Genomic DNA, 25,734 nt, shown 5'->3' with positions numbered 1-25,734 from the left:
TCAGATCACCTTGGAAAGAATTTCTTGACGGGCGGCGTCGGCGTCGGACGGATCGAGGTAGCCGAGATGCCAGCCCGGCTCGGTTTCCATGTAGGAAACCCCTTTGCCCTTGAGGGTGCGGGCGATGATGCAGCAGGGCTTGTCGCGAGAAGCATCGGACTTGACGCGGCGCAGCAGCGAGGTCAGCCCAGCGATGTCATGGCCGTCGGCGACATGCACTTCCCAGCCAAAGGCGCGCCATTTCTCATCCAGCGGTTCGATGCCCATGACGTCATCCACTGCGCCATCGAGCTGATAGCCATTACGGTCGATGATTGCGACGAGACGGGAGAGCTTGTGATGGGCGGCACCGATCGCGGCCTCCCAGACCTGGCCTTCCTGCATCTCGCCGTCGCCGAGCATGACGAACGTGGTAAAGTCGCGACCCTGACGGCGGCCGTTGAGCGCCATGCCCAGGCCGTTTGACAAGGCGTGGCCGATGGAGCCGGAAGAGAAATCGACGCCGGGTACCTTACGCATGTCGGGATGGTCGCCGAGTGGGTTGCCGAGGCGAGTATAGCCGTCAAGCACCTCGCTTGGGATGTAGCCAAGCTCCGCGAGAATGGGGAACAGGCCGACCGCTGCGTGGCCCTTACCCATCAGAAACCGGTCGCGATCTGGCCATTTCGGATCGGGCGACAACCGCATCACGTCATAATAGAGAGCGGCGAATATCTCGGCGGCTGAAAAAACCGAGGTGTAGTGCCCCACCTTGGCGATCTCGATTAGCCGGATTGTCTCCAACCGAATGTACTGCGCACGATCTCTCAGGCGAGCAATCTCGGCTTCCGTGGGGTGAAAATCGTTTCTCATCGGCTGCTTCACGCGCTCCTCCTCTGATTTGCCAAACGGCAGGCAACATTTCCTTGCGAGATCGCGATGTAACATGATATATGATATATGTCACGGGTAAAAATTGGAGGAGAACGTGAATCTTGCACTGACAAAGGCGGATGTGACCGCCATTCGCGACCGCATCACCATTCGGGGGCAGGCCTTTATCGACGGCCGTTTCAGCGATGCGGCCTCGGGGGAGACGTTCGACGACATCTCTCCGCGAGACGGAAAGGTGATTGCCCGCGTTGCCGCCTGCGACCGCGAGGATATAGATCGCGCCGTGCAGGCGGGACGTCGGGCTTTCGAGGCTGGCGTCTGGCGCGACCGCTCGCCGAAGGAGCGTAAAAAAGTGCTACAGCGCTTCGCTTTGCTGTTCGAAAAGCACATGGATGAGCTCGCCGTTCTAGAAACCCTCGATATGGGAAAGCCAGTTTCTGAAAGCCGCAATATCGACGTCAACGTCGTCCTTGATACCTTGCAATGGTATGCGGAATGTCCGGACAAGCTTTATGACGAGATCGCGCCGACGGGTCCTGGCCAATTGGCGATGATCACCCGTGAAGCGATTGGCGTCGTCGGCGCGGTGGTGCCGTGGAATTTCCCGATGTTGATGGCGACGTGGAAATTCGCGCCTGCGCTAGCCATGGGCAATTCGGTCGTGTTGAAACCCGCCGAACAGTCGCCTTTGACGGCGATTCGCCTTGCCGAATTGGCAACAGAAGCCGGCATTCCCGATGGTGTCTTCAACGTCGTACCCGGTTTTGGACCAACCGCAGGCAAGGCGCTAGGTATGCATATGGATGTCGATTGCCTGGCTTTTACCGGGTCGGGTGAGGTCGGAAAGATGTTCCTGCAATATGCCGGCCAGTCAAACATGAAGCGTGTCTTCCTCGAATGTGGCGGCAAGTCGCCGAACATCATTCTCGACGACGTGCCGGAATTGCGGGTTGCGGCGGAGCGTGCGGCGACGGCGATCTGCTTCAATCAGGGCGAAGTCTGCGTCGCCCCCTCTCGGTTGATCCTGTCGAAGCGAATTCAGGACCAATTCCTCGACATCGTCGTCGATACCGCCCGCTCAATCCGGCCGGGCGATCCGCTGGATCCGGCGACCAAACTCGGCGCACTGGTTGAGAGTAGCCATCGCGACCGCGTCGAAAGCTATATCGCGAAGGGCAAGGCGGAAGGCGCGCGGCTGGTATTGGGTGGAGACAGGCCGAACGACACGCCAAATGGATTTTACGTCAACCCCACCATCTTCGCCGATGTCCGCAACGATATGACCATTGCACGCGAGGAAATCTTTGGTCCTGTTCTTTCGACAATTACTGTGGAGGATGATGAAGAGGCCGTGCGTGTCGCCAACGATACTGCCTATGGTTTGGCTGCGGCCGTCTGGACCCGCGACCTGTCACGCGCCCACAAGATTGCGCGTAAGCTCCGCGCTGGCACCGTCTGGGTGAATTGCTACGATCACGGCGATGCCACAGTGCCGTTCGGCGGCTTTAAGCAATCGGGCAATGGACGCGACAAATCCCTCCACGCACTTGATAAATATACCGAACTAAAGACGACCTGGATCGAGCTTTGAAATCTTAGGAGGCGGCTTCGGCCGCCTCTTTCGCTTCCAGCCATTCAACCATGACGACGCCGACGCCGATATCGGCCTGGATGGCCCGCCGTGAGGCTTCCGGATCCCGGGCGGCGAGCGCGCGAAGCAGGTCGTAATGGCCATGATCGCCGCTCGACAGCACGCGTTTGGGCGTATTGAGATGATAGAGATGGATGAGCGGACCCATCTGCGCCCACATGCCTTCGATTGTCGCGTAAAGCATAGGCATCTGCGCGGTTTCGGCGAGTTTGAAGTGGAATTCGCGGTTCACGCGCGAGGCTTCCAGCGGATCGCTGGCTGCTGCCCGCGTGAAATCGGCCTGCATCGCTTCGAGCGCCGCGAGCCCGTTATCGGATATCTTTACCGCAGCCTGTGCCGCCGCTTCGCCCTCGAGATGATGTCGGATCAATTGAATCTCGCGTAGCTCTGACGGCGTCAGGCTGCGGACTTGGATTGAGGTCGCGGCCCGCATCTCCAACGCGCGTTCTGTAACAAGCCGGAAGATCGCCTCGCGGACCGGCGTGATCGACACGCCCAGCTGCTCCGCGAGGTTTGCAATGGTCAACCGTTCACCAGGCTCATAGCGGCCATCCATCAGGGATGCGCGAATGCTCGCGTATACTTGTTCGGATAGATTTCCCTTATTGATCTTCGGTAATTGGCTCATCAGACGATCCATAGCGTTTCATCGGTTGTCACATACAACTGTCATCACGACAATGTGCATCACGCGTTGGATGGCGCAAGAGGTGTCAGTCCGCGCACCATATCCGACGCCTTCTCGCCAATCATTATCGCAGTCGCGTTGGTATTGCCCGAAATGAGTGTCGGCATGATGGAGTTGTCCACAACACGCAGGTTGCGAAACCCATGCACCCTCAGTTCGGGATCAACCACCGCCATGTTGTCTCTGCCCATGCGGCAGGTGCCGACGGGATGATATACTGTCTTGCCCTTCGAACGGATATAGGCCCCGAGCGCCTGATCGTCGGCAATCGCCTCTCCGGGATAAGCTTCGGTTCTTTCGACATAGCTTGAAAGGGAAGGTTGATCCAGGATATCGCGAGCGAGTTTTAGCGCTTTTACGGATAGGCGCATATCTTCCGGCGCCGAGAGATAGCGTGGATCGACAATCGGATGCTCGGAAGGATTGGTTGATTTGAGGCGGATTTCGCCGCGGCTTTCGGGGCGTAGCACACAAGGGTTTATCGTCGCGCCGGCGCGTTTGACCCTCTCTTGATCGCTGTCCATGAAGACGATCGGCACGAAATGCATCTGCACGTTAGGCTCCGCCTCCATGTCATCGACATTGACGAAGGCGCAGGCTTCGGTGACGTTTGACATGACCGGGCCGGACTTGAAGAGGAAATATTGCAGGCCATTGCGGATGGAACGCAAGAAGCTGTCTTCTCCGTAGTAGCCATGCTTGCCGGTACAGAAGCGGATGGCGGGAAACTCAAGATGGTCCTGCAGGTTCTGGCCGACGCCCTCCAAGCGGTGGCGCAATGTAATGCCATGCCGGCGCAGCTCCGCCTCCGGACCAATGCCCGACAGCATAAGGAGTTTCGGCGTCTGAATGGCACCACCGGACAGGATGACTTCCTTGTCGGCGAGCGCCGTTTCGACCTTGCCATTGCGTACATATTCGACGCCGGTCGCGCGATCACCTTCGAAAAGAATACGGGTGACCAAGCAACCGGTGCGGATTTCGAGATTGCCGGTTTTCATAGCGGGTCGTAGATAGCCGACGGCTGCGCTGCAGCGGCGCCCGTTGCGAGTCGTTGTTTGGTTGAAACCAACCCCGCGCTGGCGCATGCCGTTGAAATCCGGGGTGAAGGGGATGCCGGCTTCCTGGGCGCTGCGCACGAAAGCACGGGTGAGGTCGGATATCTGGCGCAGATCCGAAACGCCGAGCGGGCCGCCGGTGCCGTGATAGCTGTCGGAGAGACGGTCATTATCTTCCGCCCGGCGGAAATAGGGCAACACCTCGCCATAGGACCAGCCATCAGCGCCAAGAGTTGTCCAGTCGTCGTAATCGCGGCGCTGGCCCCGAATGTAGATGGCAGCATTGACGGAGCCGCCGCCGCCGAGCACCGCTCCCTGCGGCATGACCGGCGCGCGGCCGTTCAACGCTTCCTGCTGCTCGGTTTTGTAGTGATAGAGAAGATCGCTGTCGAGCAGCTTAACGAAACCGGCAGGGATGTGAATAAGCGGATTACTGTCGCGCGGCCCGGCTTCGATCACCAAAACCTTCCCGGCATCACCCAGCACGAGCCGCCCCGCTAACGCGCTTCCCGCCGAGCCCCCGCCCACCACGATATAATCGAACATTCATGCCTCCCATAGCAAAGTATATCATATATCTTTATTTTGCGAGCCGGCTGCCGTCAACCGGGAAAGCAAAAACATAGGGGACGTTGTCTTAGTCTGTGAGCAGGTGCGCTTCTTCGCACAACCGGCCTTCAGGCTCTGATCAACATTAGGAGACCTCTGAGTATTGCGTTTGCGTGGGAGCGAAGATTTCGATGGTCTGCGGCGGAGAGCAATGCCTCATGGGAAGTAACGTTGGCGGTAAGGCAGATACATACCCGACGACGATTGATAATTTGACGCCAAAGCGCTGAAAAAAGAACAATACTTCTCATTGCGATATGATGGATGGGGTACCGTCGCAACGAAGTGCTGATTTGATGGCTCTGTTTCTTTGGCTTCTGCTAGAGAGACGGCCAACGCTTGTAGTTCCGTTTCCGTCTCGCAATTGTTAGTGTCGTTGGCAAGCTCGGAAAGTGCTTCGGCACCTTGATAATCGCCCATTTAAAACAGGCTAGCTTGCTCTTCCTTATTGTCATTGCTCGGTGTCAGGTCGATCAAGTCAGCGTCTGGCAATGGCTTCTGCATTTCTTTGGCTTCATCCCATGGTGCTCGCAACCATGTATCGATTTCTTCGGTCGTGCGGAGGATTACAGGCATTGCTTTGGGATGGACGGGCTTTACCACGGCGTTTGGCTCTGTGGTGAGGAAAGCAAAGATATCGACCTCAACCGGGCCTTCCTTCTTCTTTCGCACCCCTTTCCAAGTCGTCCAAATGCCAGCAAATGCAAAGAGCGGCTTATTCTCGCTGAGAGCGAACCAGTGCAGCGGCTTACGTTTTGTCTTTGGATCAGGTTCTTGCCCGTATTCTGAAAATGAGGTGGCTGGTACGACGCAGCGGCTTTCAACGCCTTGCCAGCGCCGCCAATGAGAGGAGGTGAGGTTGCGAATGTTCGTTACGCCGCTGTCAGCTTCGCCCTTAACGTACATAGGCGGCGTTGGCATTCCCCAACGAAGATGTGCCAGCTCGTGCTCACCATCTGCTAAATTTCGCAAGACCGGGGCTGGATAGTCTGGATAGACGTCTAATTGCGGATCAACGCGGTTCGTCACATCTCCGAACTTCGGAAACAGAAGGCGCATCGCCTCATGGGTGGTCGTAATGTTATAAAGATTGCACATACGCTCCTCCTGCTTGGGATAGGATAGAGGAGAATTTACCGACGTCCAGCTAACGCATCTTCGCCAAGCTGTCGGTGTTCATAACAGAACCAGAGCTGACCGTACTTTGTCTTGTAGCCGTAGCTTCCCCATGCCTTGCAGCGATCATCTTCACACCAGTGCTCAAACCTTGCAGCTGAACCTGCAATGCCGCTATCGGCTTTATATCCGGACATTTTTACCTCGGCATTTTAGCCACGCCAAACTGGCTTTCATTGAGTGATTTGCATTTTGTACAGCGAAGCCTTGGCTCTAGACTGACGATGACTGTCTGAGTGCCAAACTTACGCGAAATCTGCCGCATCTCGATTTGCCCATGATGTCCGCATCTGCAACAGAAACCATACAGCTCGTACCAAGAGGGAAGATCCTTAACACGAGCATCACGCGGAACTGCGGCTAGAGTGTTGGGCTTGCGCATCTTTCAAAGTACGTCTCCCACGGCTTCGACTTCTTATCGGATGGATCGTAGGGGACGCCTCCATACAAACTGATAAATTCTTCCTGGCCTTCTTTGGTCGGGAAATGTGCAACGTTAAACTCGTGAGATTCATGATGCTTTCGGGTCCAAAGACGATATCCGCCCAGTCGTTCTCGATCATTTAGCACAAGGATAAGATTTGCCCGATGCCACTCAGTTAAGTGCAAAGCGACCTGATGAGGGTAGGTGGCATTGATGCTGGTTATACTGAGCGCGCCACGTGAACGGGTCATTTTGAAAATACCGTGGGTTTCCAACCGCGTGAAAATCCGAGTGACATAGCAAGGCTGGCGTACTCGATTTCCTTAATAAGAAAGTCACGGTCTTTCAAAAGCGCCTCAATGGCAGCTCGGGTGTTTCCCTTGTGATATGCGAGCACCAACTCGATTTCATCATCGTAATTTTCAGCGACCGCATTCATGACACTCTCCGAAGTTGCTACTGTGCGAGATGTTCATGATATGTTCTATTTGTGGCATGAGTCAATGGGACAAGGAGTGGTGCTGACTGCAAAGCACGGCGAGAAAGAAACAATCGTCAATCAGAGAGTTTCTTGAATAGGCAATCGAGTTAGGAATAATTCCCAACAGAGGTACATTGAACTCGCCGCGCCGTCGCCTTGTAGTATCCGCTCAGCCGGATATTACCTTAACCTCCGTAAAATCTTCCAGACCCCATTTCCCGCCTTCACGGCCGTTGCCGGATTGTTTGTAACCGCCAAACGGACTGCCGGAACCGAGCGAAGAGCCGTTGATATGCACCATGCCGGCGCGAAGCTTTCGCGCGACACGTTTGGCGCGTTCAGCCGATCCGGTTTGAACATAAGCGGATAAACCGTAAGGGGTGTCATTCGAGATAGTGATGGCGTCCTCTTCGTCGGCAAACGGAATGATGACCAACACTGGACCAAATATCTCCTCGCGCGCAATTGTCATATCGTTCCGTACATCCACAAATACGGTCGGGCGGACGAAGTTGCCAGCGTTAAATCCTTTCGGATGACCGAGGCCACCTGCAACCAGACGTGGGCCCTCATCAATGCCTGCTTGGATCAGACCTTGAACTTTGTCAAAATGCGCTTTCGATGATAGCGGCCCGATATGATTTCCTTCAACGGCCGGATCACCGACCGGCATCTGATCGGCGATACGAGCAGCGAGTTGCACAACTTGATCGTAAACGGAATGCTCGACTAACAATCGGGTGGGGGCATTGCAGGACTGACCGGTATTGTTGAAGCATTCGGCAATGGCTCGTTCCACCGCGTTTTCTATTTCACTGTCGGCGAAAATCAAATTGGGTGATTTTCCTCCAAGCTCTAGTGACACACGCTTGACCGTATCTGCGGCGCCGCGTGCGACTGCTGCGCCCGCGCGGGTTGAGCCAGTGAAAGACATCATGTCAATGTCTGCGTGGCGCGACATAGCTTCACCCACGATCAAACCTTCGCCGTTGACAAGGTTGAAAACGCCTTTTGGAAGCTTTGCTTCATGGAGAATATCGGCAAAGAGCATCGCTGACATGGGAGCTATTTCAGAGGGCTTCAAAACTACCGTACATCCAACTGCGATCGCTGGAATAACTTTTAAAGCGATCTGGTTCATCGGCCAATTCCACGGGGTAATTAGACCGCAAACGCCGATTGGTTCGTGCACGATGACCTCGCCGGAATTATCTTTTCGTTTTTCTTCAAAATCGAAGTTTTCCAGCGCTTCGATGAAAGCGTTGATATGATACAAACCTGCAGCGGCCTGTTGATCGCGGGCCATGGTGATCGGAGCGCCCATTTCCAGCGAAATTGTTTTGGCCATATCGTCTAGACGTGCTTCGTATATCTCTGCGATTTTGCGTAGGAAGCGGATGCGCTCCACAACTGACGTTTCGCTCCAGGAAGAGAATGCCGCACGTGCGGCAGCAACTGCTCGATTAACATCCTGAGCTGCGCCCGATGAAATGGTCGCATAAGGTTGTTCGTTGGCAGGATTGACGACAGCAATGGTATTGCAACCAAAAGGTTTGACCCAAGCGCCGTCGATATAAAAGTCAGTCTTTACGTCAAAATTGTTGTTCTGGTCGGATTGGAGCACGATATTTCCTCTCTGTCGATTGTTGCGGGTCTATTTGCTGTCTGAAAAGGGGACGGCAATTGTAGGTTGGTAAGTGCTTGTTTCGCCGGGGCAGGTTTGGCGTAGATCTACGGGTCAACGTCAGAAAAGCTGTCGTTTTAGTATCCGAGAAACTGCACCGGTTGCTTATTGGGGAAGTTGCGGATGGCGTTCCTGAAATCCTGCGTATAAGTGGCTTCCATAAAGGCTGCCTTTTCTGCCTCAAGTTGCGCTGCCAACGAAAGATCGGCGGCGAGCAGTTGCTTGAAGAGCCCAAAGGCTCGTGTTGGGCCAGAGGCAAATTTTTGTATCAGGACAGAAAGCTGTTCTTCGTAACAGCTATCCTCAATCACGTCGTTGACGATCCCAATTTCACTGGCCTGACTGGCATTGAGTTTGCCACCCTTGAGCATCAGGGCCAAAGCAGCGCGCGGCCCCAGCTTCCGCCGAAGATGCCAGGTACCGCCGCAATCGGGCACGGTCGCCAGTCGATCATAAGCGAGAGTGAACTCCGCTGATTGACTGCAGATGGCATAGTCCGCCGCCAGGACCATGCTCAATCCTGCCCCAGCTGCGGGGCCGTGGACTGCAGCAATGACAGGCACTGGCAATTTTTGCAGGATTAACAACGCCGGGTGCATGTGTCGCAAAATACGCTGTAAGACTAAATCGGCCCGATCAGCGTCAGCTGCAAAAGCGGCGAGGTCTCCACCAGCCATAAAGGCTCTACCTGCTCCTTTGAGCACGACACAACGAATGCTCTTATCCAACACTATTGCTTGCATGGCCTGATGAAAGGCTGCTGCCATGGTTTCGTCGATAGCGTTATATTTTTCAGGACGGTTGAATGTAATGGTACAGATACCGGTTTTGTTATTCAGGTCGACAAGGATCGGGTTCGTCATTTGTTGGTCCTTTGATACAATTCTGCAGATGCGGTTGCGGATCGATGCGGCCTGGTTTGATGGTCAGCGTGACGCTGCCCAGAATAATGAGCGTGCCGAGAATGGCGTTGAGACTCGGATGAACTCCCCAAAACAGCCAAGTGGCTGTGATCGACCAGATCAGGCCCGAATAACCGAAGGGGGCGAGAAGGGCAGGTGACGTCATGCGGTAGGCTATGGCGCTTAAGCCTATGCCTAGGCTGGAGAATGCCGCCGCAGCACCAAACTGGGCAAGGTGCGGGACTTGTACTACGCGCCAATGCTCAATCGCGAATGGGGCGATAAACAACGCTGAAAAGAATGCACCAAAAAATGAAATGGTCCACAGATTATCTTCGGATGGGATCAAACGCGAACTGATGGCATTGATAGCGTAAAACACGCTCGATGTTCCGACCAATGCGATGGCGTAATTGAAGCTGGATGCCCGTGGATTGATTGCCACAATGACGCCGAGAAAACAGAAACAGACCGACAGCCATGAGCGAATGCTGACATTTTCTTTGAGCAAAAAACGGGTCATCGCGGTAATAATGACGGGCGTCATAAAGAGAATGACTGTAGCTTCGGCGACTGTCAGCGTTTTGAGCGAAGCGATGTATAAATAGGCGGCGATTAAGCCAAAAGCTCCCCGCAACGCATGAAGCCCAATTCTGGCCGACCATATCTTTCTTCGCCCGGATGTCCGCACATGAAACAGATAAAGAATTGGCAGGGCCATCAGGCTGCGGATCAGAATAATCGATGACACATCGTAGTCGGCGATGAGAAACTTGGTAGTCGTATCGTTCAGGGTGAACGCCAGGCTGCTTACGCAAACAAGAGCGGCGCCGAGGAAGCGCAGTGGGATCATGCGGCCCCCTCCAAGTCGCCTGCGATCTGAAAATACTCACAAGGACTTTCCTCACAGTTGGGAAGCGCTATTGCGTTCGGTACATCAAGCATGCCGACACGCCTTGGCCGCGACAGGTTGCCGCTCTGAAGACCCTGCCCGAACTGTCAGATCTGAAGTCAGCGCGATAAGATTCGGGGTTCTTGCGCGCTGCTCCAGGAGTGGGAAATTCGATGGTATCGAGTTGTGACTTACACTACGCCATTGATATGTCGTGATCTTTCGCGGTTTCATGATGTCCCCCCTCCAATTGACCCTCTTAATGGGGCTTAGACGAAAATCATTGTGTTATTTCTGCATGTTAATAAAAAGTTGGACGTTCAGCAAATTTTTTGTTTGACTTCATCTGCCGCGAATTTCAGTATCTAATCATCAGGTTTGATTGCAGCAGGGAGTGGGGCGTGAAGACCCGAGTAACCGAGCTATTGAAGACTAACTACCCGATCATTCAAGGTGGAATGCAATGGGTAGGTCGCGCCGAACTTGCATCAGCTGTATCGAATGCGGGTGGCCTTGGAATCTTGACAGCACTGACGCAACCTAGTCCCAAAGCGCTAGGCGAAGAGATCGCTCGCTGCCGGCAAATGACAGATAAACCATTTGGGGTCAATCTCACGATTCTCCCCACGACGGCGCCCCCACCTTATGAAGAATATCTTGATGCGGCGCTGCAGTCGGGTGTCAAGGTAATCGAAACCGCGGGACGCAGTCCGAAAGAGTTCATCGAGAAAATTAAGGCTGCTGGTGCGGTTGTCGTTCACAAGTGCACGGCTGTACGTCATGCGCTGTCAGCGGAACGGGCTGGTGTCGACGCCATTTCCATCGATGGATTTGAAGCGGCGGGGCACCCGGGTGAGGATGATGTTGGTGGTCTGGTCCTTTTTGCTGCTGCAGCGGCGCAGGTAAAAATTCCATTGATCGCTTCGGGGGGCATCGGCACCGGAGAAGGTATGGCGGCAGCTTTCATGCTCGGCGCCGAGGGCGTGAACATGGGTACGCGCTTTTGTGCCACCAAAGAGGCCCCCATTCATGAGAATATCAAACAGGCGCTGGTCAATGCCGGTGAACGCGATACCAATTTGATCTTTCGAACTTTCAGAAACACCGGGCGTGTTTTGAAGAATGCGGTTTCAGATGAGGTGGTCGCAATCGAAGGTCGGCCGGGCGGTGCGGAGTTTACAGACGTTCGACCGCTGGTTTCCGGAGACCGAGGTCGAAACGCGCTGACAACCGGGGAACTGGACAGTGGCTTGGTCTGGGCAAGTCAGACGCTTGGGTTGATCAAGGATATTCCCAGCTGTCAGGAGCTTATCGAGCGCATTGTCACCGATTGCCGCCTCGCCATGACAAGGGGGCTACACGCATTTTCCAACTGACTTTTGTCAGCGGAATGCCGAATAAGGTGCTTTGGAGGAAGTACCTTTGCCGGTTGTTGCATGCAAAAAGACACGGCTATTGAGCCGCATAGGGAGGAGGAACAATGAAAAAGACATTCATACTGGGTGCAGTGCTTGCCATGGCGGCCAGTTCGGCTGTGGCTGAAGAAAAGGTCAGTTATGCGTCCTATGGCGGCGCCTATCAGGAAGGCGTACGAAAAGCCATTCTTGATCACTTGCCCAAAGATCATGGGATGACTGTTGTCGATTATGTTCTGGCTGGCGGCATTCGCGATATACGCACGAAGGTACGCGCAAATGCGGTCGATATTGATGTGGCCGAACTCTATGGCGGTCTGTGTGATCTGGCCGGTAAAGAAGAGCTTCTGGTTCCACTCGACTATTCAAAACTTCCCAATGCCGCCGGAATTCCGGAACACCTGCGCTCAAAATATTGGGTAGGGTTCACGGCTTACACTTCAGTCCTTGCCTATAATAAAAACGTTTATGGTGACAAAGGACCGCAAAACTGGACCGACTTCTTTGACACGGATAAGTTCCCCGGCAGTCGCGCTATCTCAGGCAATTCGCCAGCAACAAATATGGAAATTGCCCTGATGGCCGATGGCGTGGCCAAGGACAAGATCTATCCCATTGATATGGAGAGGGCGATGGCCAAATGGTCTGCGCTGAAACCGAATATCAGTGTTCAGTGGGCCACCGGCGCACAGGCGACCCAACTCGCAACGTCCGAAGAGGTCGATATGTTATCGATCTGGGCCGCACGTATAGATGCTGCCATCAAGGAAGGCGCCCCATATACCTATAAGCTTGATGACGCGGTGATGGATGTGGAATGTCTTGTCATTCCCAAAAACTCCCCAAATCCGGAAGGTGCAATGCGCCTGATCAACCATCTGCTCGATCCAAAATATCAGGCAAACCTGCCAAATTATATCGCCTATGGGCCGATGAACCAGGATGCCTTCAAACAAGGGCTTGTACCAGCCGATAAAGCGGCGAGCATTGTCACGAGCACTGAGAATCTCAAGAAGCAGCTCATCACCAACATGCCGTACTGGGCCGAAAATCACGAAAAGGCTCAGACCATGTGGGACAAGACAATGATGCAATAGTCAGTTCAGGAGGGTTGGAGGCTTCGGCCGCCAACCCGGGAATTTTCTTCATGAAGCCCAAGATTACAATCTGTAGCGGACAATGCTGCGGTGTCCTGTTGTGCGCTGATGGAAAGCAGAGATGAAACACTCCTCGACGACGGCTTTGCCGGTTACGATCCAAGCACTGTCCAAACATTACGGCACGGTCCGGGCGGTTGACGACGTATCGCTGGCGATTAAAGCCGGTGAATTTCTCACATTGCTCGGGCCTTCCGGGTCAGGAAAAACAAGCCTTCTGATGATGATTGCGGGCTTTTCCAGGCCGACGGATGGTTCGATCAAGATTGGCACACAGGAAATCGTGCATCTTCCACCCCATAAGCGCAATATTGGCATGGTTTTTCAAAACTATGCCTTATTCCCGCATATGTCGGTATTCGAGAATATCGCCTATCCGCTGCGTTTGCGAAAAATTGGACGTGCTGAAATCGAGGAACGGGTCAAGAAAGTACTCGATCTGGTGCAACTTGGTGGCTATGGCGAGCGTAAGATCACTGAATTGTCTGGCGGTCAGCGCCAGCGTATAGCGCTTGCGCGCGCTATTGTGTTCGAACCGCGCATTCTGCTTATGGATGAACCCTTGTCGGCGCTTGATAAGCAACTGCGGGAAACGATGCAAATCGAAATCCGCAAACTGCATGACCGTTTGGACATGACGACCATTTCCGTCACGCATGATCAGCGTGAAGCGCTTACAATGTCGGACCGGATTGCCGTGTTTTCGAAGGGCAAACTGGCTCAGATCGCGTCGCCGACCGATCTTTATGAACGCCCGCAAAGCCGCTTCGTGGCTGAATTCATTGGTGAAACCAGTTTTCTGCCACTCCGCCATACAAAGGCAGGTGTCAGTTATGGCGATCAGAGCGTGAACTTGCCTGATGATGTTGGCGAACTGCACGACGACATGTTGCTGAGCATGCGCCCCGAGCGCTTGCGTTTCGTGACAGATGAAGCGGCCGCGCGGGCATCGGGAGCAAACCTGTTTTCGGGTCAGGTCGTCACGGCCATCTACCAAGGTGAATGCTTGCTTTTCGAGGTCATGCTGGATGGTGGCCATAAGGTATTCACGCGGATTGCCAACCGCTCGGAAAATCTGCGGGCAGTACCAAAGGTTGGGGAATGCGTGGCGCTGCGTTTGGAGCGGGCGGACGCGCGGCTTGTGCGGGCGGAGGCTTGACGATGACAAAAGTTGTTGTCTCCTTTCCCGTTGCAGACCCCGAGCCGGTGACGAAAGCCGAACTCGATGCAAATCGCCGCGCGTTGCACCGCGAACAAAAATACGAAAGTTGGTCGATGGTGCGCCTCACCATTCCAGCGCTCGGTATTGTTGGCATCTTGATGGTGGCCCCGCTGTTGTGGTTGCTGTCGATGTCTTTTGTTGACGTCAATGGAGAATATGGTCTTGGCAATTTCCGACTGTTCTTTTCGGAACCTGTCTACATCGAGATGTTTCTCAATACTTTCAAGATTGCACTCATCGTCACCGTCATCTGTCTGTTGCTCGGCTATCCGGTTGCCTATCTGATGTCGATCTTGTCTCCCAAATGGGCAGGACTACTGATGTTGGCAGTGTTGGTGCCATTCTGGACTTCGGGTCTGGTACGCACATTTTCATGGTTGATCATTTTGCAGCGCAACGGCGTGGTCAACAAGTCATTGCAAGGCCTCGGATTGATCAATCAGCCGCTGGCATTGGTAAACAACACCACCGGTGTGGTCATCGGTATGGTCCATATCATGATCCCGTTTCTGGTGTTGCCGCTTTATGCATCGATGAAGGCCATCGACGCCAATCTCATGCGCGCTGCCGCCAATGTAGGGTCGTCACCGTCGCACGCGTTCCTGCGTATATTCCTTCCTCTTTCCATGCCCGGATTGGTCGCTGGCGCCATAATGGTATTCGTCATGTGCTTAGGCTTTTACATCACGCCCGCACTGCTGGGCGGAGGCAAGGTGAAGATGATTGCGCAGCGAATTGAGGAGATGATTTCGCTTTATCCGACATGGGGTCCTGCGGCCGCTCTTGCGGTGTTGCTTCTGGCAATGACGGCTCTTTGCTTGTGGATCAGTTTGGTGCTGGTACGCCGGCTGTCGTCGGATCGATAGGTGGTATGATGGAAGCTCACGTTTCTCACCGTGCACGTCTTTGGCTCTACATTCTCGTCGGACTAGTGCTGTTTTTCCTGATCGTTCCGACCCTTATCGTCATTCCGGTCTCGTTTAGTTCAACGACATCACTGGTTTTCCCACCAGCAGGTTGGTCTACACGTTGGTATGCTTCATTTTTCAGTCAGGAAAAGTGGATCAACTCGCTCTGGGTATCGCTGCGGGTCGCATTTGGAACCATGATCGTTGCCACTGTTACCGGCGTTGCGGCATCCTATGCCCTTAATCAGGGACGCATCGCCGTTCAGGGCTTACTGAAGACAGTGCTGGTTGCGCCGCTTGCAGTGCCTTCAATTCTAATCGCCGTTGGGATTTTCTTTGTCTATGCAAAAATAGGCATGCTGCTGAACACCATTTGGGGCATGATCCTCGGCCATTCCGTGGTTGCGATGCCGTTTGTAATCCTGACCATGCTGGCGGGTTTCAGCAGCTATGACTCATCGCAGGAAATGGTGGCACGCAGTCTTGGTGCTAATCGGCTTAAAGCCTTTCTCACTGTGACTTTGCCTCAGCTCAAGCTTTCAGTCGCAACCTCGATGCTGCTGTCATTCCTGATCTCTTTCGACGAATTGATTATTTCGCTGATGGTGGCATCAGGACCAATGTCGACATTGCCGCGCGTTACGTTCTCCACGCTGCGCGATGATCTCGATCCTACGTTGGCGGCAGTTTCAACACTTATGCTGATTGTCACATCGCTCCCGCCGCTTCTGCTCCACATTTATAGCCAACGGGCAGCGAGGAACGGTGGTTGATATGATTGCAGAACTCAACATTGAAATGGATGGTTTTGTCCACCTTGAGAGATACGGATCCGTACTTGAGATCCGTATGGTCAAGCCAAAGGTCAACGCGATCTGCCGCAGTCTAAGCCGCAATCTGGAGAAGGCCGCGCTCTTTTTGCAAGATGATCCCGATCTGCGCGTCGGCATTTTGTCGAGTGGTTCAGAGCGCGCATTTTCAGCAGGCTACGACTTCAAGGAAGGAACGGACCAGAACAGTGATGCGAGCACGGAAGGCGCAAAGCAGGGCGGCTTTGGCGGCATCACAACGCTGTGGTCGCTCAGAAAACCGTTGATCGCTGCTATCAACGCCCCGGCCATTGGCGGAGGTCTCGAAATATCGTTGGCTTGCGATATTCTTCTGATGGCGGATGATGCATTTATCCAGTTGCCCGAGCTTGAGCGAGGACTGTTGCCTGATGGCGGGGGACTGCAACGCCTGCCGCGCCGTATTCCGTATTATGTGGCAACCGCAATGATTTGGACCGGCGAACGCATGAGCGCACAAGAAGCGCAGCGTTGGGGTTTGGTTTACCGCACCTCGTCACGAGAAAATCTTATGCCGATGGCATTAGAAATAGCCCAGAAAATTGCGGCGTCTGCACCGCTGGCACAACAGGCGTTGAAAGAAGCGTTGCGTGCCGTGGATGGCATGTCAGACCGCGACGCCATGCAATTGCGAGCTAGCAGTAATCCGGAATTGTCCACCTTTGCTGCCATGCTGTCCTCGGAGGATATGATCGAAGGCCAAAAAGCCTTCCTCGAAAAACGACCACCGCGCTGGCGCGGACGCTGAACCAATAACTGAATGACAATTGAGACTGCCCAATCCTTGTGGTTGGGCAGAAAGGGAGAGCTATGTACAAATTTCTGGAAATTGAACGTCATGACGCGGTGGGCGTTATTGCGCTCAACCGGCCGGAGGCACGAAATGCACTCGGTATGGGGATCACCATCGAGCTGCGCAAGGCACTAAAGGAAGCGGCGGCTGATCAAACTCTCCGTACCCTCATTCTGGCTGGACGCGGTGGCGCTTTTTCAGCCGGCGCAGACGTGAAGGAATGGGCGGCGGGCAGAACGGATTGGCCGGACATGAACTGGGTGGAGGAGTCGCTGCGACTGGTCCAACAGGTCCATGAAATGCCCAAACCCGTTATCGCAATGATCGACGGTGCAGCCGTTGGTGCCGGTCTTGATATGGCTTTGGCATGCGACTTCCGCTACGCATCCGAAAAAGCCAAGTTCATCTGTTCCTACACCAATGTCGGCTACAACCCCGACTGTGGCGGAACCTGGTTGATGCCGCGCGTGATCGGTCTTGAGGCGGCTAAGCGTTTTGCCTACACGGGCGAATTATGGACTGCGCAGGTCGCTCTTCAAAATCGCCTCGTGAGCCATGTCAGCAGTTCGGACAATCTGTGGAAAGACACGCTGGCCTTCGCCCAGCAACTGGCAAGCGGGCCCACTGTCGCCATCGCGCAGACCAAGAAATTGCTGAACAGCGCTCATACGCGCAGCCTTTCCGATCAACAGCTCGAAGAAGTAGCGGCGGGCAAGATCTGCGGACAGACGCAAGATCATAAAGAAGGCCTGGCTGCTGCCAATGAACGCCGTGCACCGAATTTCATCGGCGCGTAAAGGGGGAACACATGGATTTTGCATTAAGTTTCGAACAACAGGCGCTGGTCGATTCATTGGAAGAGTTCTGCAAGCGGGAACTTTATCCACACGAGAATCTCGTCGAGGAACTACGCTACGTTCCTGAGGAAATCAAACAGGAAATTCAGCAAAAATCGATCCAGGCGGGCTTTGCCGGTATGAACCTGCCGGAGGAATGGGGCGGCCCGGGTTTAGACAAGCAGACCAAGATGCAGGCTGAGCGTGTGCTTGGTAAATCGAGTGCCGCGCTCACCATGTGCATGAACCGTGGTGTTACGGGCATCCTCTTCAAATGCAAGGGCGACCAGATTGAAAAATATCTCAAGCCAGCCATCCGTGGCGAACGTAAGGATGCCTTCGCGCTCACGGAACCCGGCGCTGGCTCGGACGCTCGCGGCATCACGACCAAGGCCGTGCGCGATGGGGATCACTGGGTCATCAACGGTGTTAAACAGTTTATCTCTCACGCCGATATCGCAGATTTCATCGTTCTCATTGCCGTATCCGGCGTCGATGAAACGCCGCGCGGGCCACGCAAGCGTTTTACGGCGTTTCTCCTCGACAAAACCTTGCCGGGACTGCGTGTCGAGCCGATGAAGTCGATCGTCACCCGTGGCTATAATCCAACCATGGTCTATCTCGAAGATGTTCGCGTTCATAGCGATGATATTCTCGGTGAAGAGGGCAAGGGCTTCGATACTGCCAATGAGTGGCTCTATGATGGCCGGGTTGCTTTGGCCGCCCATTGTGTCGGTCGTTCTGAACGCATCTTCGAAATGACCAAGGAATGGGCCGGAACCCGCAAGGCATTTGGCAAAACAATTGGTGAATTCCAGGGGGTGGGTTTCAAGGTTGCCAATATGGCGGTTGATATAAAGCTCGGTGATCTTATGGTGAAAGAAGCTGCGTGGAAAATTGAGAATCAGACGATGAACCGCACTGAAGCGTCTATGGTGAATTACTGGTGCTCGGAAATGGTGTTCCGGGTCGCAGATGATGCCGTGCAAATCTTTGGTGGCATGGGCGTCATGGAAGAATTCCCCATTCAGCGGTTCTGGCGAGATGCGCGTATCGAACGTATCTGGGAAGGTACCTCTGAGGTCCATCAGGATATTATCGCAAAGGATCTGTTGAGACCGTATCAATAATAGTGTCGCCGTTAGTCATCGGCCTTCGAGAAGGTAAAGAATGCGGAAAGCTGTCAAAAAGAGGCAAACCAACGAAATCAGACGGCAGGATCTGATCCTTGCGACGCTGAATTCAATAGTCAAACACGGTTATTTGAATTCGACGATCAATACGATCAGTGAGGAATCTGGTTTTTCGCGTGGATTGATCAACCACTATTTTGAGAGCAAGGAAGATTTGCTCACTGCAGCACATCGCTATTACCTTCAAAACGGGGACGATTATTACCGGCACCTTGTATCATCGGTGAAGACCGGGAATTTCGATACGCTATACTTCGTTGCCTGTGGGCCATTTTTCCATGGACGCGGATATCAACAGGTTCATATTCACTACAACAGTGCTGCCTGGATCGTTCCAGAGATCATGGCACTACACCGCGAACTATGGGGCAAGTACCGTGCGTTTCTCGGACGTCGGCTTGCTAAGGTCGCGGGAGAGAAGAATATGGAAATTGATGTTCGCCTGGCGGCCATCGCTCTCACGCAATTGGCGGACGGGCTATGGCACGGCTGGGTCATGGAAGAAGCCTATTCGGCCGAGGATTGCTGTATCATCATCCGCAAATGGCTGTGTGATCTGTTTGGCGAAAATCCAGAAGATCATCCACTGCTGCCAGATTTTGATGTAGAGAATTTCCCAACGTCTGCACCTCTTACCAGTCATTCTGGAATGAGCGCTGCCACAGAGGATTGAGCCCACTGGGCTGGCAGTGCCTTAGGTTTAAGAGGCAGAAAAATATGCTACACGTGTCTACGAGCGTGGAGGAGGGCCGCATCAGCCCTACGCTGCGAGAGAATTTTGCCCGTCTTCTGGCGCCTCGCACGATGGCCTTCATTGGAGGTGGCCAGGTCGAGGCAACATTGAAAACTCTGCGCCAGCAGGATTATGCCGGTGAAGTCTATGTGGTGAATCCCCGACGCAACGAAATTGCCGGATACAAATGCCTTCCGTCAATCGCTGATCTTCCGGTTTCGCCCGATGCGGTATTCCTGGCTGTCAATGCCGATGCCACCATCACTGCGTTGCACGAACTATCGGCTATGAAAGCCGGTGGCGTTGTTTGTTATGCTTCTGGCTTCTCCGAAATTGGAGCGGCTGGTTTTGAGCGTAACTTAGCTTTTGTCGAAGCTGCTGGCGAAATGGCTGTAGTCGGTCCGAACTGTTACGGTCTCGTCAACTACGTCAATCATGGCACTATCTGGCCAGCGCTGTATCCGAAGCTAAAAAGCAGTCGTGGTGCCGCGGTGATTTCCCAAAGCGGCAACGTAACCGGACACCTGGTCTCCAATGGGCGTTCGGTCCCTTATTCCTATCTCATCAGCGCAGGCAACCAAGCGGTTCTTGGCTTTGAGGACTATATTGATTATCTCATCGATGACCCGAATGTCACATGTCTGGGCCTTTTTATGGAGGGCATACGCGATGTTGCTGCGTTTTCGCAAGCGGCCTTGCGTGCGAGAGCCAAGCGCATCCCGGTCATTGTCTGCAGGTCCGGGCGCTCAGAACTGGGCGCGGTGATGGCTGCCAGCCATACGAGTGCGTTGGCCGGGCAGAATGAATACTATGAAGCATTGTTCGCGCGGCTCGGTGTGATCGAGACCGCTACGGTCCCACAATTCCTTGAAATGATGAAGCTTGCTTCGATTGCCGCGCCGCTTGAGGGCGAGCGCATCACGGTGTTCTCAAGTTCGGGCGGCGATAATGGTTTGGCCGCCGATTATTGTTCCTTTGCCGGCTTGCAGCTGCCCCAGCCGAGCCAGCAGCAAAAAGAGGTCATCAAGCCAACACTGCCTGACTTCGGCCATGTGTCCAACCCGCTGGATTTCACCGCAGGCTATTGGGGCAGTGAAGAACTGCTGACACCCATGTTCACCACGATGCTCAACGGTGGATACGATGCCGCCATGCTCGTGATCGATTATCCGCCGGTCGGATCGCCCTACAAGGATAAATCGGCGCATCAGGCTATGGACAGGGCCCTGGCTGCTGCCGGCAAGACTGCTGGCAAGCCTGTATTCCACGCATCGGTCAATACGGAAAGCATGCCACCTGAAGATGCCGAAGCGTTAATCGCGCAAGGGATCGTGCCTTTGAATGGTCTGCACGATGCCGCGCAGGTCGTTGCAAAATGGGCGAACTACTGCAAAATGGTTGGGCGCGACAATTGGCAAGGCGATAATGCTTCGACACCTAAAGTGCCGTTCGCGCTCAGCGCTTTGCCCTTAAACGGCACGACAGTGAACGAAGCGGAATCAAAGCGTAGATTAAGCTCATATGGGTTGAATGTACCGAAAGGTGAGATAATAACCCTCGAGAAAATTCGCGACTTGCCGGAAACCTGCGCGGGCCCAATGGTGCTTAAGGTGCTCCACGACCAGCTTGCCCATAAGACAGAAGTTGGCGGCGTTGTACTCAACATTCGTGGCCGAACCGACGCAATTGCCGCAGCGGAGCGTATGGTTGCATCGGTTAAAAGACACGATGCTTCAATCGAGCTTACTACATTTCTGATGGAGCCGATGCAGGCCGCCCCGCTCGCTGAACTGATCGTCGGCGTCAAAAGAGACCCGCTTTTCGGATTGGTTCTTGTTATCGGTGCAGGCGGTATTCTGGTGGAGCTGTTGAAAGACGCCACGCCACTGCTGTTGCCAGTCAGTCGTGCAGACGTTGGATCTGCATTGCGTGGGTTGAAAAGTTTTGCGCTCCTCGACGGTTTCCGCGGCCAGCCAAAGGTAAATCTGGAACCAGTGATCGATGCCATAATGGCGATTGCCGCTTATGCGGGTGATCACCAGAACAATTTACTCGAACTCGACGTCAATCCATTAATGCTGGGAACCGACAGTGTCGTCGCTGTAGACGCCCTCATCATTGAGCATCGCTAGAATACTGGCCGCTGTCTCGGCTGGCGCCCATATTCACTCAAGACCGAGAGGAAAACATTATGAACAAAACGCATATCACTGGCGCGGAAGCGCTCGTCCATAGTCTTGTTGCCGCGAAGGTAGACACCTGCTTTGCCAATCCAGGCACGAGTGAAATGCATTTTGTTGCCGCGCTTGATCGGATCCCTGGCATTCGTTGCGTGTTGGGTTTGCAGGAGAATGTGGTGACCGGTATGGCTGATGGCTATTTCCGGGTTGCGCAGCGACCTGCGGTAACATTGCTGCATTGCGGTCCCGGTTATGCCAACGGCATTGCCAATATTCACAATGCCCGTCGTGCTGGCAGCGGTATGCTCAATATTGTTGGCGATCATGCAACGGATCATGTTGCCCATGACAGTCCGTTGACTGCGGATGTGGAAGCGCTGGTAGGTGGCAGTTCTGAGTGGCACCGCTTCGGTACAAAGCCGGCATCAATCGGGGCCGATGCCATGACGGGTCTGAAAGAGGCAGCTTTTGGTTATGGTCAAATTGCTTCGCTGGTCTTACCCGCAGACGTGTCATGGAGCGAAGGTGGCGAAACGGCGGAGATTGAGAGTGTGCAAGGGCCACTTCCAGTTGATCCTGCGGTCGTAGCGCAAGTTGCCGAAGCATTGAAATCTGGACGCAAGGCTGTCATCATCCTCGGTAATCCGGCTGTGGTCAAAGAGTTGCATCCTTTGCTCAAGGGCATTGCTGAGCAAAGCGGTGCTGAGCTTATGGGAAGTTCAACCATTTCCAATATGCCAAAGGGTAAAGGGCGGCTGGTGTTGCCGGTCGTGCCTTATGTGGTAACGGAAGCGCTACAGTGTCTTGATCCTTATGATCTGGTCGTGCTGGTCAATTGTCCGCCGCCAGTCGGCTTCTTCCGCTATCCGGGTCTGCCGAGCCTGCTCCATCGAGCCGATGCTGAGGTGGTGACTTTGACGACCGCTCACCAGGACGCGAAGGGCGCGTTGACTGCTTTGGCCTCAGCCCTCGGTGCTCTTGAAAGCGACATTGCCATTCACAATGGCGAGATCGAGATGCCGGCGGATGGCCCGATAACGCCGGATTCTCTGGCACAAATTGTGGCTCGCCAGATTCCGGAGAACAGTCTCATCGTCAATGAGGCGCTTACGTCGGGAGGCGGTTTTGCTGCGGTCATGCCATTGGCCGCACCCTGTGACTGGCTGACTGTGACAGGAGGCGCAATCGGAGGAGGTATTCCACTGGCAACTGGTGCTGCCATTGGAGCGGAAGCGGTTGGCGACAAGGGACGACGGGTGGTCGCTCTACAGGCCGACGGTTCCGCGGCCTATACCGTCCAGGCACTTTGGACGCAGGCTCGCGAAAACTTGCCGATCACTACATTGCTGCTCGACAATCGCTCCTATGCCATTCTACTCGGAGAATATGCCAAGGTTGGTGCCGAACCCGGCCCGACGGCGCTCGACATGATGAGTTTGGTTCGGCCGGAAATTGACTGGGTTTCGATTGCGCAGGGGTTTGGTGTCGAAGCGGTTCAAGTGCGCAGCAATGGGGAACTCAATCTGGCTCTCGCTGAAGCCTTGGTCAAGGATGGGCCGGTGCTCATCGATGTTCGATTGGACTGAGATGACACCATGCACAATCTGATAGCGAAAGACGCGAGTGCCGAGGCAACCGGAATAAAGAAAGTCGGGATTATCGGAGCCGGCGCAATGGGTGGAGGTATTGCCGCCCAGTTTGCTGATGCTGGAATCTGCGTTGAACTTCTGGATATATCCAGCGGTGAGAACCGTGTCGAACCGGCGGAAGTTGGAATTTCACGCCAGCTTCGTCTGGGTGGTTTCACAGCGCCCGACGCTGCGGCACGAGTGCGCCCGGGCAATATTGACGATCATCTTGAACGGTTGCAGGACGTGGACTGGGTCATCGAGGCGGTCGTGGAAAAACTCGATATTAAACGCGCGCTGTTCCAGAAATTGGCTCCTTACCTGAAGCCGTCGGCAATACTGTCTTCGAATACATCAACCATTCCGCGGTATGAGCTGATTGCTGGTATGGAAAGCGGCCTTGTGCGCCGTTTTGCCATAACGCATTTTTTCAACCCGCCGCGACTAATGCCGCTTCTAGAGGTTGTTGCCGACGATCAGGCTGATCCAAAACTGCGCGAACGATTGAATAATGCGGCCAGAATATTGCTTGGTAAGACACTCATCGATTGCAACGACACGCCGGGATTCGTCGCTAATCGTATCGGGTGTTTCTGGATCGCGGTCTCGGTCTCAGAAGCGTGCCGATTTGGGTTGGACATCGAAACTGCTGATGCTGTGCAGTCAGTACTTGGTGTTCCCAAGACAGGGGTTTTCGGTCTTCTGGATCTGATCGGTATAGATCTCGTTCCGACCATTTGGGGCGGGCTGATGCGCGCGCTCCCGGCGGATGATGGATTGCAGGCGTATAATCTCCTGGGCAATCCGCTTATTGGCGAGTTACTGGCAAAAGGATTGCTTGGGCGTAAGACGGGCGGCGGCTTCTACCGCAAGACGGCCGATGGGCAGTTTGAAGTGTTTGACACTGACACCTTGCTATATCGTACCAAACGCGCGGTGCAATTACCTACTGAACTGAAGGAACTGCTTAATGAACAAGGTCCCGTTGGGAATTATGCGCGTAGTGTTTTGCGCAATCTCATAACGTACTGCGAGACTCATGTGACCGCGATTGCCCCGGATGCGGCTGCGGTCGATACCGCCATGCAACTTGGTTATTCCTGGCGCGAAGGGCCTTTCGCGCTCGCAGGCAAGACCGCAGAAATCATCGATCGTTAATGTGATTACCCCATTCCGCAGCCGGGCCAAAGTGAGATGTATGCATTGATTGGGAACTCTCAGTTGGACGTGATTGCATCTGGCTTCGGTTAGAACCGGCCAGCAAAAACTCAAAGGAGTAAGCAATGAAAGTGCTTGTCGCAGTAAAACGGGTTGTAGATTACAACGTAAAGATCCGTGTTAAGGGAGATGGTTCGGGCGTTGAGCTTGCAAACGTCAAGATGTCGATGAACCCTTTTGACGAGATCGCGGTTGAAGAAGCGATCCGTTTGAAGGAAGCAGTCAAGGTCACGGAAATCGTCGTGGTTTCGGTCGGTCCGGCACAGGCGCAGGAAACATTGCGCACCGCACTTGCCATGGGTGCTGACCGTGCAATCCTGGTGAAGACTGACGAAACCGTCGAGCCGCTTGGTGTTGCCAAGGTTCTGAAGGGCGTGGTCGATGCTGAACAGCCAGACCTCGTGTTCCTCGGCAAGCAGGCGATTGACGACGACAGCAACCAGACCGGCCAGATGCTTTCGGCACTGCTCAACTGGAGCCAGGCAACATTTGCCTCGAAGGTGGAGCTTGCTGACGGTTCGGCCAAGGTAACGCGCGAAGTCGATGGTGGTCTTCAGACCATTGATGTGAAGCTTCCAGCCATCGTGACTGTTGATCTTCGTTTGAACCAGCCGCGCTATGCATCGCTGCCAAACATCATGAAGGCCAAGAAGAAGCCGCTTGATGAGAAGTCGCCTGCTGATTTCGGTGCTGACATTGCGCCGCGTCTCAAGGTTCTGAAAACTGAAGAACCGGGTGGCCGCAAGGCTGGCGTGAAGGTTGGTTCGGTTTCCGAGCTGGTTGAGAAGCTTAAAGCCGACGGCGTATTGTAAGAGATCGGAAGGGACAAACACATGGCTATTCTTCTTATTGCCGAACATGACAATGCAAGCCTTTCCGATCAGACTGCAAAGGCTCTGACTGCTGCTGCCCAGATTGGTGGCGATGTCGATATTCTGGTTGCTGGCAAGGGCGCGAAAGCAGCCGCCGATGCTGCTGCCAAGCTTTCTGGCGTTCGCAAGGTTCTGTTGGCTGAAAGCGATGCGCTGGAAAACCGTCTGGCCGAGCCACTGGCTGCAGCCATCGTTGAACTCGCAGGAAACTACGACACGATCATTGCACCAGCCACCACTTCAGCCAAGAACGTGCTGCCACGCGTTGCAGCACTTCTTGATGTGATGCAGCT

The 25,734-nt window shown here is 54.2% G+C and carries 25 protein-coding genes; 15 read left to right on the top strand and 10 right to left on the bottom strand.

The window, feature by feature from the left end; translation table 11 throughout:
* A complete protein-coding gene (locus QSJ70_RS15765; protein ID WP_215780605.1) occupies window positions 1-852 on the bottom strand; it encodes a transketolase in 852 nt (283 codons plus the stop codon).
* Window positions 853-967: 115 nt separating this feature from the next.
* On the opposite strand from QSJ70_RS15765, the gene QSJ70_RS15760 reads away from it, so the two are divergent.
* Window positions 968-2,464, top strand: coding sequence for an aldehyde dehydrogenase (locus QSJ70_RS15760; RefSeq protein ID WP_285537724.1), 1,497 nt, complete (start codon window positions 968-970; stop codon window positions 2,462-2,464).
* Window positions 2,465-2,468: 4 nt separating this feature from the next.
* On the opposite strand, the gene QSJ70_RS15755 is transcribed toward QSJ70_RS15760, so the two are convergent.
* From QSJ70_RS15755 to QSJ70_RS15715, 9 genes are all read right to left on the bottom strand, one after another.
* The gene (locus QSJ70_RS15755) at window positions 2,469-3,152 is read right to left on the bottom strand and encodes a GntR family transcriptional regulator (protein ID WP_285537723.1); all 684 of its coding nucleotides are present in this window, start codon (window positions 3,150-3,152) and stop codon (window positions 2,469-2,471) included.
* A gap of 59 nt (window positions 3,153-3,211) precedes the next feature.
* Window positions 3,212-4,816 (bottom strand): GMC family oxidoreductase, encoded by a 1,605-nt coding sequence (locus tag QSJ70_RS15750; protein ID WP_285537722.1) that lies wholly within the window; start codon window positions 4,814-4,816, stop codon window positions 3,212-3,214.
* Window positions 4,817-5,035: 219 nt separating this feature from the next.
* Window positions 5,036-5,299 carry a hypothetical protein gene (locus tag QSJ70_RS15745; RefSeq protein ID WP_215779578.1) on the bottom strand — a complete coding sequence of 88 codons (264 nt, stop codon included), beginning with the start codon at window positions 5,297-5,299 and terminating at the stop codon, window positions 5,036-5,038.
* A complete protein-coding gene (locus QSJ70_RS15740; protein ID WP_285537721.1) occupies window positions 5,300-5,977 on the bottom strand; it encodes an SOS response-associated peptidase in 678 nt (225 codons plus the stop codon).
* A gap of 35 nt (window positions 5,978-6,012) precedes the next feature.
* Complete coding sequence (locus tag QSJ70_RS15735; protein ID WP_285537720.1) at window positions 6,013-6,192, bottom strand: hypothetical protein; 180 nt, start codon at window positions 6,190-6,192, stop codon at window positions 6,013-6,015.
* Window positions 6,193-6,726: 534 nt separating this feature from the next.
* Window positions 6,727-6,918 (bottom strand): hypothetical protein, encoded by a 192-nt coding sequence (locus QSJ70_RS15730; protein WP_215779573.1) that lies wholly within the window; start codon window positions 6,916-6,918, stop codon window positions 6,727-6,729.
* A gap of 211 nt (window positions 6,919-7,129) precedes the next feature.
* The gene (locus QSJ70_RS15725; RefSeq protein WP_285537719.1) at window positions 7,130-8,584 is read right to left on the bottom strand and encodes an aldehyde dehydrogenase family protein; all 1,455 of its coding nucleotides are present in this window, start codon (window positions 8,582-8,584) and stop codon (window positions 7,130-7,132) included.
* 137 nt (window positions 8,585-8,721) lie between these two features.
* On the bottom strand, window positions 8,722-9,507 hold the full coding sequence (locus tag QSJ70_RS15720) for an enoyl-CoA hydratase/isomerase family protein (protein ID WP_285537718.1): 786 nt from the start codon (window positions 9,505-9,507) through the stop codon (window positions 8,722-8,724).
* Window positions 9,476-10,399: a DMT family transporter gene (locus QSJ70_RS15715; protein ID WP_285537717.1), complete on the bottom strand. Its 924-nt coding sequence runs from the start codon at window positions 10,397-10,399 to the stop codon at window positions 9,476-9,478. Before QSJ70_RS15715 ends, QSJ70_RS15720 begins: the two co-directional genes overlap by 32 nt.
* Before the next feature lie 440 nt (window positions 10,400-10,839).
* Between QSJ70_RS15715 and QSJ70_RS15710 the strand changes: the two genes are divergently transcribed.
* The 14 genes from QSJ70_RS15710 to QSJ70_RS15645 form a co-directional block, all read left to right on the top strand.
* A complete protein-coding gene (locus QSJ70_RS15710) occupies window positions 10,840-11,814 on the top strand; it encodes an NAD(P)H-dependent flavin oxidoreductase (protein WP_285537716.1) in 975 nt (324 codons plus the stop codon).
* 104 nt (window positions 11,815-11,918) lie between these two features.
* Window positions 11,919-12,950: an ABC transporter substrate-binding protein gene (locus QSJ70_RS15705; RefSeq protein ID WP_285537715.1), complete on the top strand. Its 1,032-nt coding sequence runs from the start codon at window positions 11,919-11,921 to the stop codon at window positions 12,948-12,950.
* Between the two features lie 121 nt (window positions 12,951-13,071).
* Window positions 13,072-14,169, top strand: coding sequence for an ABC transporter ATP-binding protein (locus tag QSJ70_RS15700; protein ID WP_215779564.1), 1,098 nt, complete (start codon window positions 13,072-13,074; stop codon window positions 14,167-14,169).
* Window positions 14,170-14,285: 116 nt separating this feature from the next.
* Window positions 14,286-15,098: an ABC transporter permease gene (locus tag QSJ70_RS15695; RefSeq protein WP_502871691.1), complete on the top strand. Its 813-nt coding sequence runs from the start codon at window positions 14,286-14,288 to the stop codon at window positions 15,096-15,098.
* Window positions 15,053-15,913, top strand: coding sequence for an ABC transporter permease (locus QSJ70_RS15690; RefSeq protein WP_285537713.1), 861 nt, complete (start codon window positions 15,053-15,055; stop codon window positions 15,911-15,913). Before QSJ70_RS15695 ends, QSJ70_RS15690 begins: the two co-directional genes overlap by 46 nt.
* Before the next feature lies 1 nt (window position 15,914).
* Window positions 15,915-16,736 carry an enoyl-CoA hydratase-related protein gene (locus tag QSJ70_RS15685; RefSeq protein WP_215779562.1) on the top strand — a complete coding sequence of 274 codons (822 nt, stop codon included), beginning with the start codon at window positions 15,915-15,917 and terminating at the stop codon, window positions 16,734-16,736.
* 62 nt (window positions 16,737-16,798) lie between these two features.
* Window positions 16,799-17,578, top strand: coding sequence for an enoyl-CoA hydratase/isomerase family protein (locus tag QSJ70_RS15680; protein ID WP_285537712.1), 780 nt, complete (start codon window positions 16,799-16,801; stop codon window positions 17,576-17,578).
* Window positions 17,579-17,589: 11 nt separating this feature from the next.
* The gene (locus QSJ70_RS15675) at window positions 17,590-18,747 is read left to right on the top strand and encodes an acyl-CoA dehydrogenase family protein (RefSeq protein WP_215779558.1); all 1,158 of its coding nucleotides are present in this window, start codon (window positions 17,590-17,592) and stop codon (window positions 18,745-18,747) included.
* Window positions 18,748-18,787: 40 nt separating this feature from the next.
* Window positions 18,788-19,483, top strand: coding sequence for a TetR/AcrR family transcriptional regulator (locus tag QSJ70_RS15670; protein WP_285537711.1), 696 nt, complete (start codon window positions 18,788-18,790; stop codon window positions 19,481-19,483).
* Between the two features lie 44 nt (window positions 19,484-19,527).
* Complete coding sequence (locus tag QSJ70_RS15665; protein ID WP_285537710.1) at window positions 19,528-21,675, top strand: acetate--CoA ligase family protein; 2,148 nt, start codon at window positions 19,528-19,530, stop codon at window positions 21,673-21,675.
* Between the two features lie 59 nt (window positions 21,676-21,734).
* The gene (locus QSJ70_RS15660) at window positions 21,735-23,309 is read left to right on the top strand and encodes an acetolactate synthase large subunit (protein WP_285537709.1); all 1,575 of its coding nucleotides are present in this window, start codon (window positions 21,735-21,737) and stop codon (window positions 23,307-23,309) included.
* Between the two features lie 9 nt (window positions 23,310-23,318).
* Window positions 23,319-24,509: a 3-hydroxyacyl-CoA dehydrogenase family protein gene (locus QSJ70_RS15655; protein WP_285537708.1), complete on the top strand. Its 1,191-nt coding sequence runs from the start codon at window positions 23,319-23,321 to the stop codon at window positions 24,507-24,509.
* A gap of 125 nt (window positions 24,510-24,634) precedes the next feature.
* Complete coding sequence (locus QSJ70_RS15650; protein ID WP_285537707.1) at window positions 24,635-25,381, top strand: electron transfer flavoprotein subunit beta/FixA family protein; 747 nt, start codon at window positions 24,635-24,637, stop codon at window positions 25,379-25,381.
* 21 nt (window positions 25,382-25,402) lie between these two features.
* Window positions 25,403-25,734 (top strand): adenine nucleotide alpha hydrolase family protein (locus tag QSJ70_RS15645; protein WP_502871685.1); only part of this gene is annotated, 332 nt, incomplete at its 3' end.

Origin of the sequence: Brucella sp. NBRC 12950, assembly GCF_030268145.1 — a bacterium.
Lineage (GTDB): Bacteria > Pseudomonadota > Alphaproteobacteria > Rhizobiales > Rhizobiaceae > Brucella.
This window is presented reverse-complemented; position numbering and strand designations above follow the sequence as displayed.

Bases quoted from the DNA above. Each gene is read 5' to 3' on its own strand.
- QSJ70_RS15660 (WP_285537709.1), top strand. From the start codon at position 21,735: ATGAACAAAACGCATATCACTGGCGCGGAAGCGCTCGTCCATAGTCTT.
- QSJ70_RS15720 (WP_285537718.1), bottom strand. From the start codon at position 9,507: ATGACGAACCCGATCCTTGTCGACCTGAATAACAAAACCGGTATCTGT.
- QSJ70_RS15755 (WP_285537723.1), bottom strand. From the start codon at position 3,152: ATGAGCCAATTACCGAAGATCAATAAGGGAAATCTATCCGAACAAGTA.
- QSJ70_RS15705 (WP_285537715.1), top strand. From the start codon at position 11,919: ATGAAAAAGACATTCATACTGGGTGCAGTGCTTGCCATGGCGGCCAGT.
- QSJ70_RS15655 (WP_285537708.1), top strand. From the start codon at position 23,319: ATGCACAATCTGATAGCGAAAGACGCGAGTGCCGAGGCAACCGGAATA.
- QSJ70_RS15685 (WP_215779562.1), top strand. From the start codon at position 15,915: ATGATTGCAGAACTCAACATTGAAATGGATGGTTTTGTCCACCTTGAG.
- QSJ70_RS15715 (WP_285537717.1), bottom strand. From the start codon at position 10,399: ATGATCCCACTGCGCTTCCTCGGCGCCGCTCTTGTTTGCGTAAGCAGC.
- QSJ70_RS15665 (WP_285537710.1), top strand. From the start codon at position 19,528: ATGCTACACGTGTCTACGAGCGTGGAGGAGGGCCGCATCAGCCCTACG.
- QSJ70_RS15730 (WP_215779573.1), bottom strand. From the start codon at position 6,918: ATGAATGCGGTCGCTGAAAATTACGATGATGAAATCGAGTTGGTGCTC.
- QSJ70_RS15675 (WP_215779558.1), top strand. From the start codon at position 17,590: ATGGATTTTGCATTAAGTTTCGAACAACAGGCGCTGGTCGATTCATTG.
- QSJ70_RS15745 (WP_215779578.1), bottom strand. From the start codon at position 5,299: ATGGGCGATTATCAAGGTGCCGAAGCACTTTCCGAGCTTGCCAACGAC.
- QSJ70_RS15700 (WP_215779564.1), top strand. From the start codon at position 13,072: ATGAAACACTCCTCGACGACGGCTTTGCCGGTTACGATCCAAGCACTG.
- QSJ70_RS15750 (WP_285537722.1), bottom strand. From the start codon at position 4,816: ATGTTCGATTATATCGTGGTGGGCGGGGGCTCGGCGGGAAGCGCGTTA.
- QSJ70_RS15650 (WP_285537707.1), top strand. From the start codon at position 24,635: ATGAAAGTGCTTGTCGCAGTAAAACGGGTTGTAGATTACAACGTAAAG.
- QSJ70_RS15680 (WP_285537712.1), top strand. From the start codon at position 16,799: ATGTACAAATTTCTGGAAATTGAACGTCATGACGCGGTGGGCGTTATT.
- QSJ70_RS15670 (WP_285537711.1), top strand. From the start codon at position 18,788: ATGCGGAAAGCTGTCAAAAAGAGGCAAACCAACGAAATCAGACGGCAG.
- QSJ70_RS15740 (WP_285537721.1), bottom strand. From the start codon at position 5,977: ATGTGCAATCTTTATAACATTACGACCACCCATGAGGCGATGCGCCTT.
- QSJ70_RS15695 (WP_502871691.1), top strand. From the start codon at position 14,286: ATGGTGCGCCTCACCATTCCAGCGCTCGGTATTGTTGGCATCTTGATG.
- QSJ70_RS15765 (WP_215780605.1), bottom strand. From the start codon at position 852: ATGAGAAACGATTTTCACCCCACGGAAGCCGAGATTGCTCGCCTGAGA.
- QSJ70_RS15735 (WP_285537720.1), bottom strand. From the start codon at position 6,192: ATGTCCGGATATAAAGCCGATAGCGGCATTGCAGGTTCAGCTGCAAGG.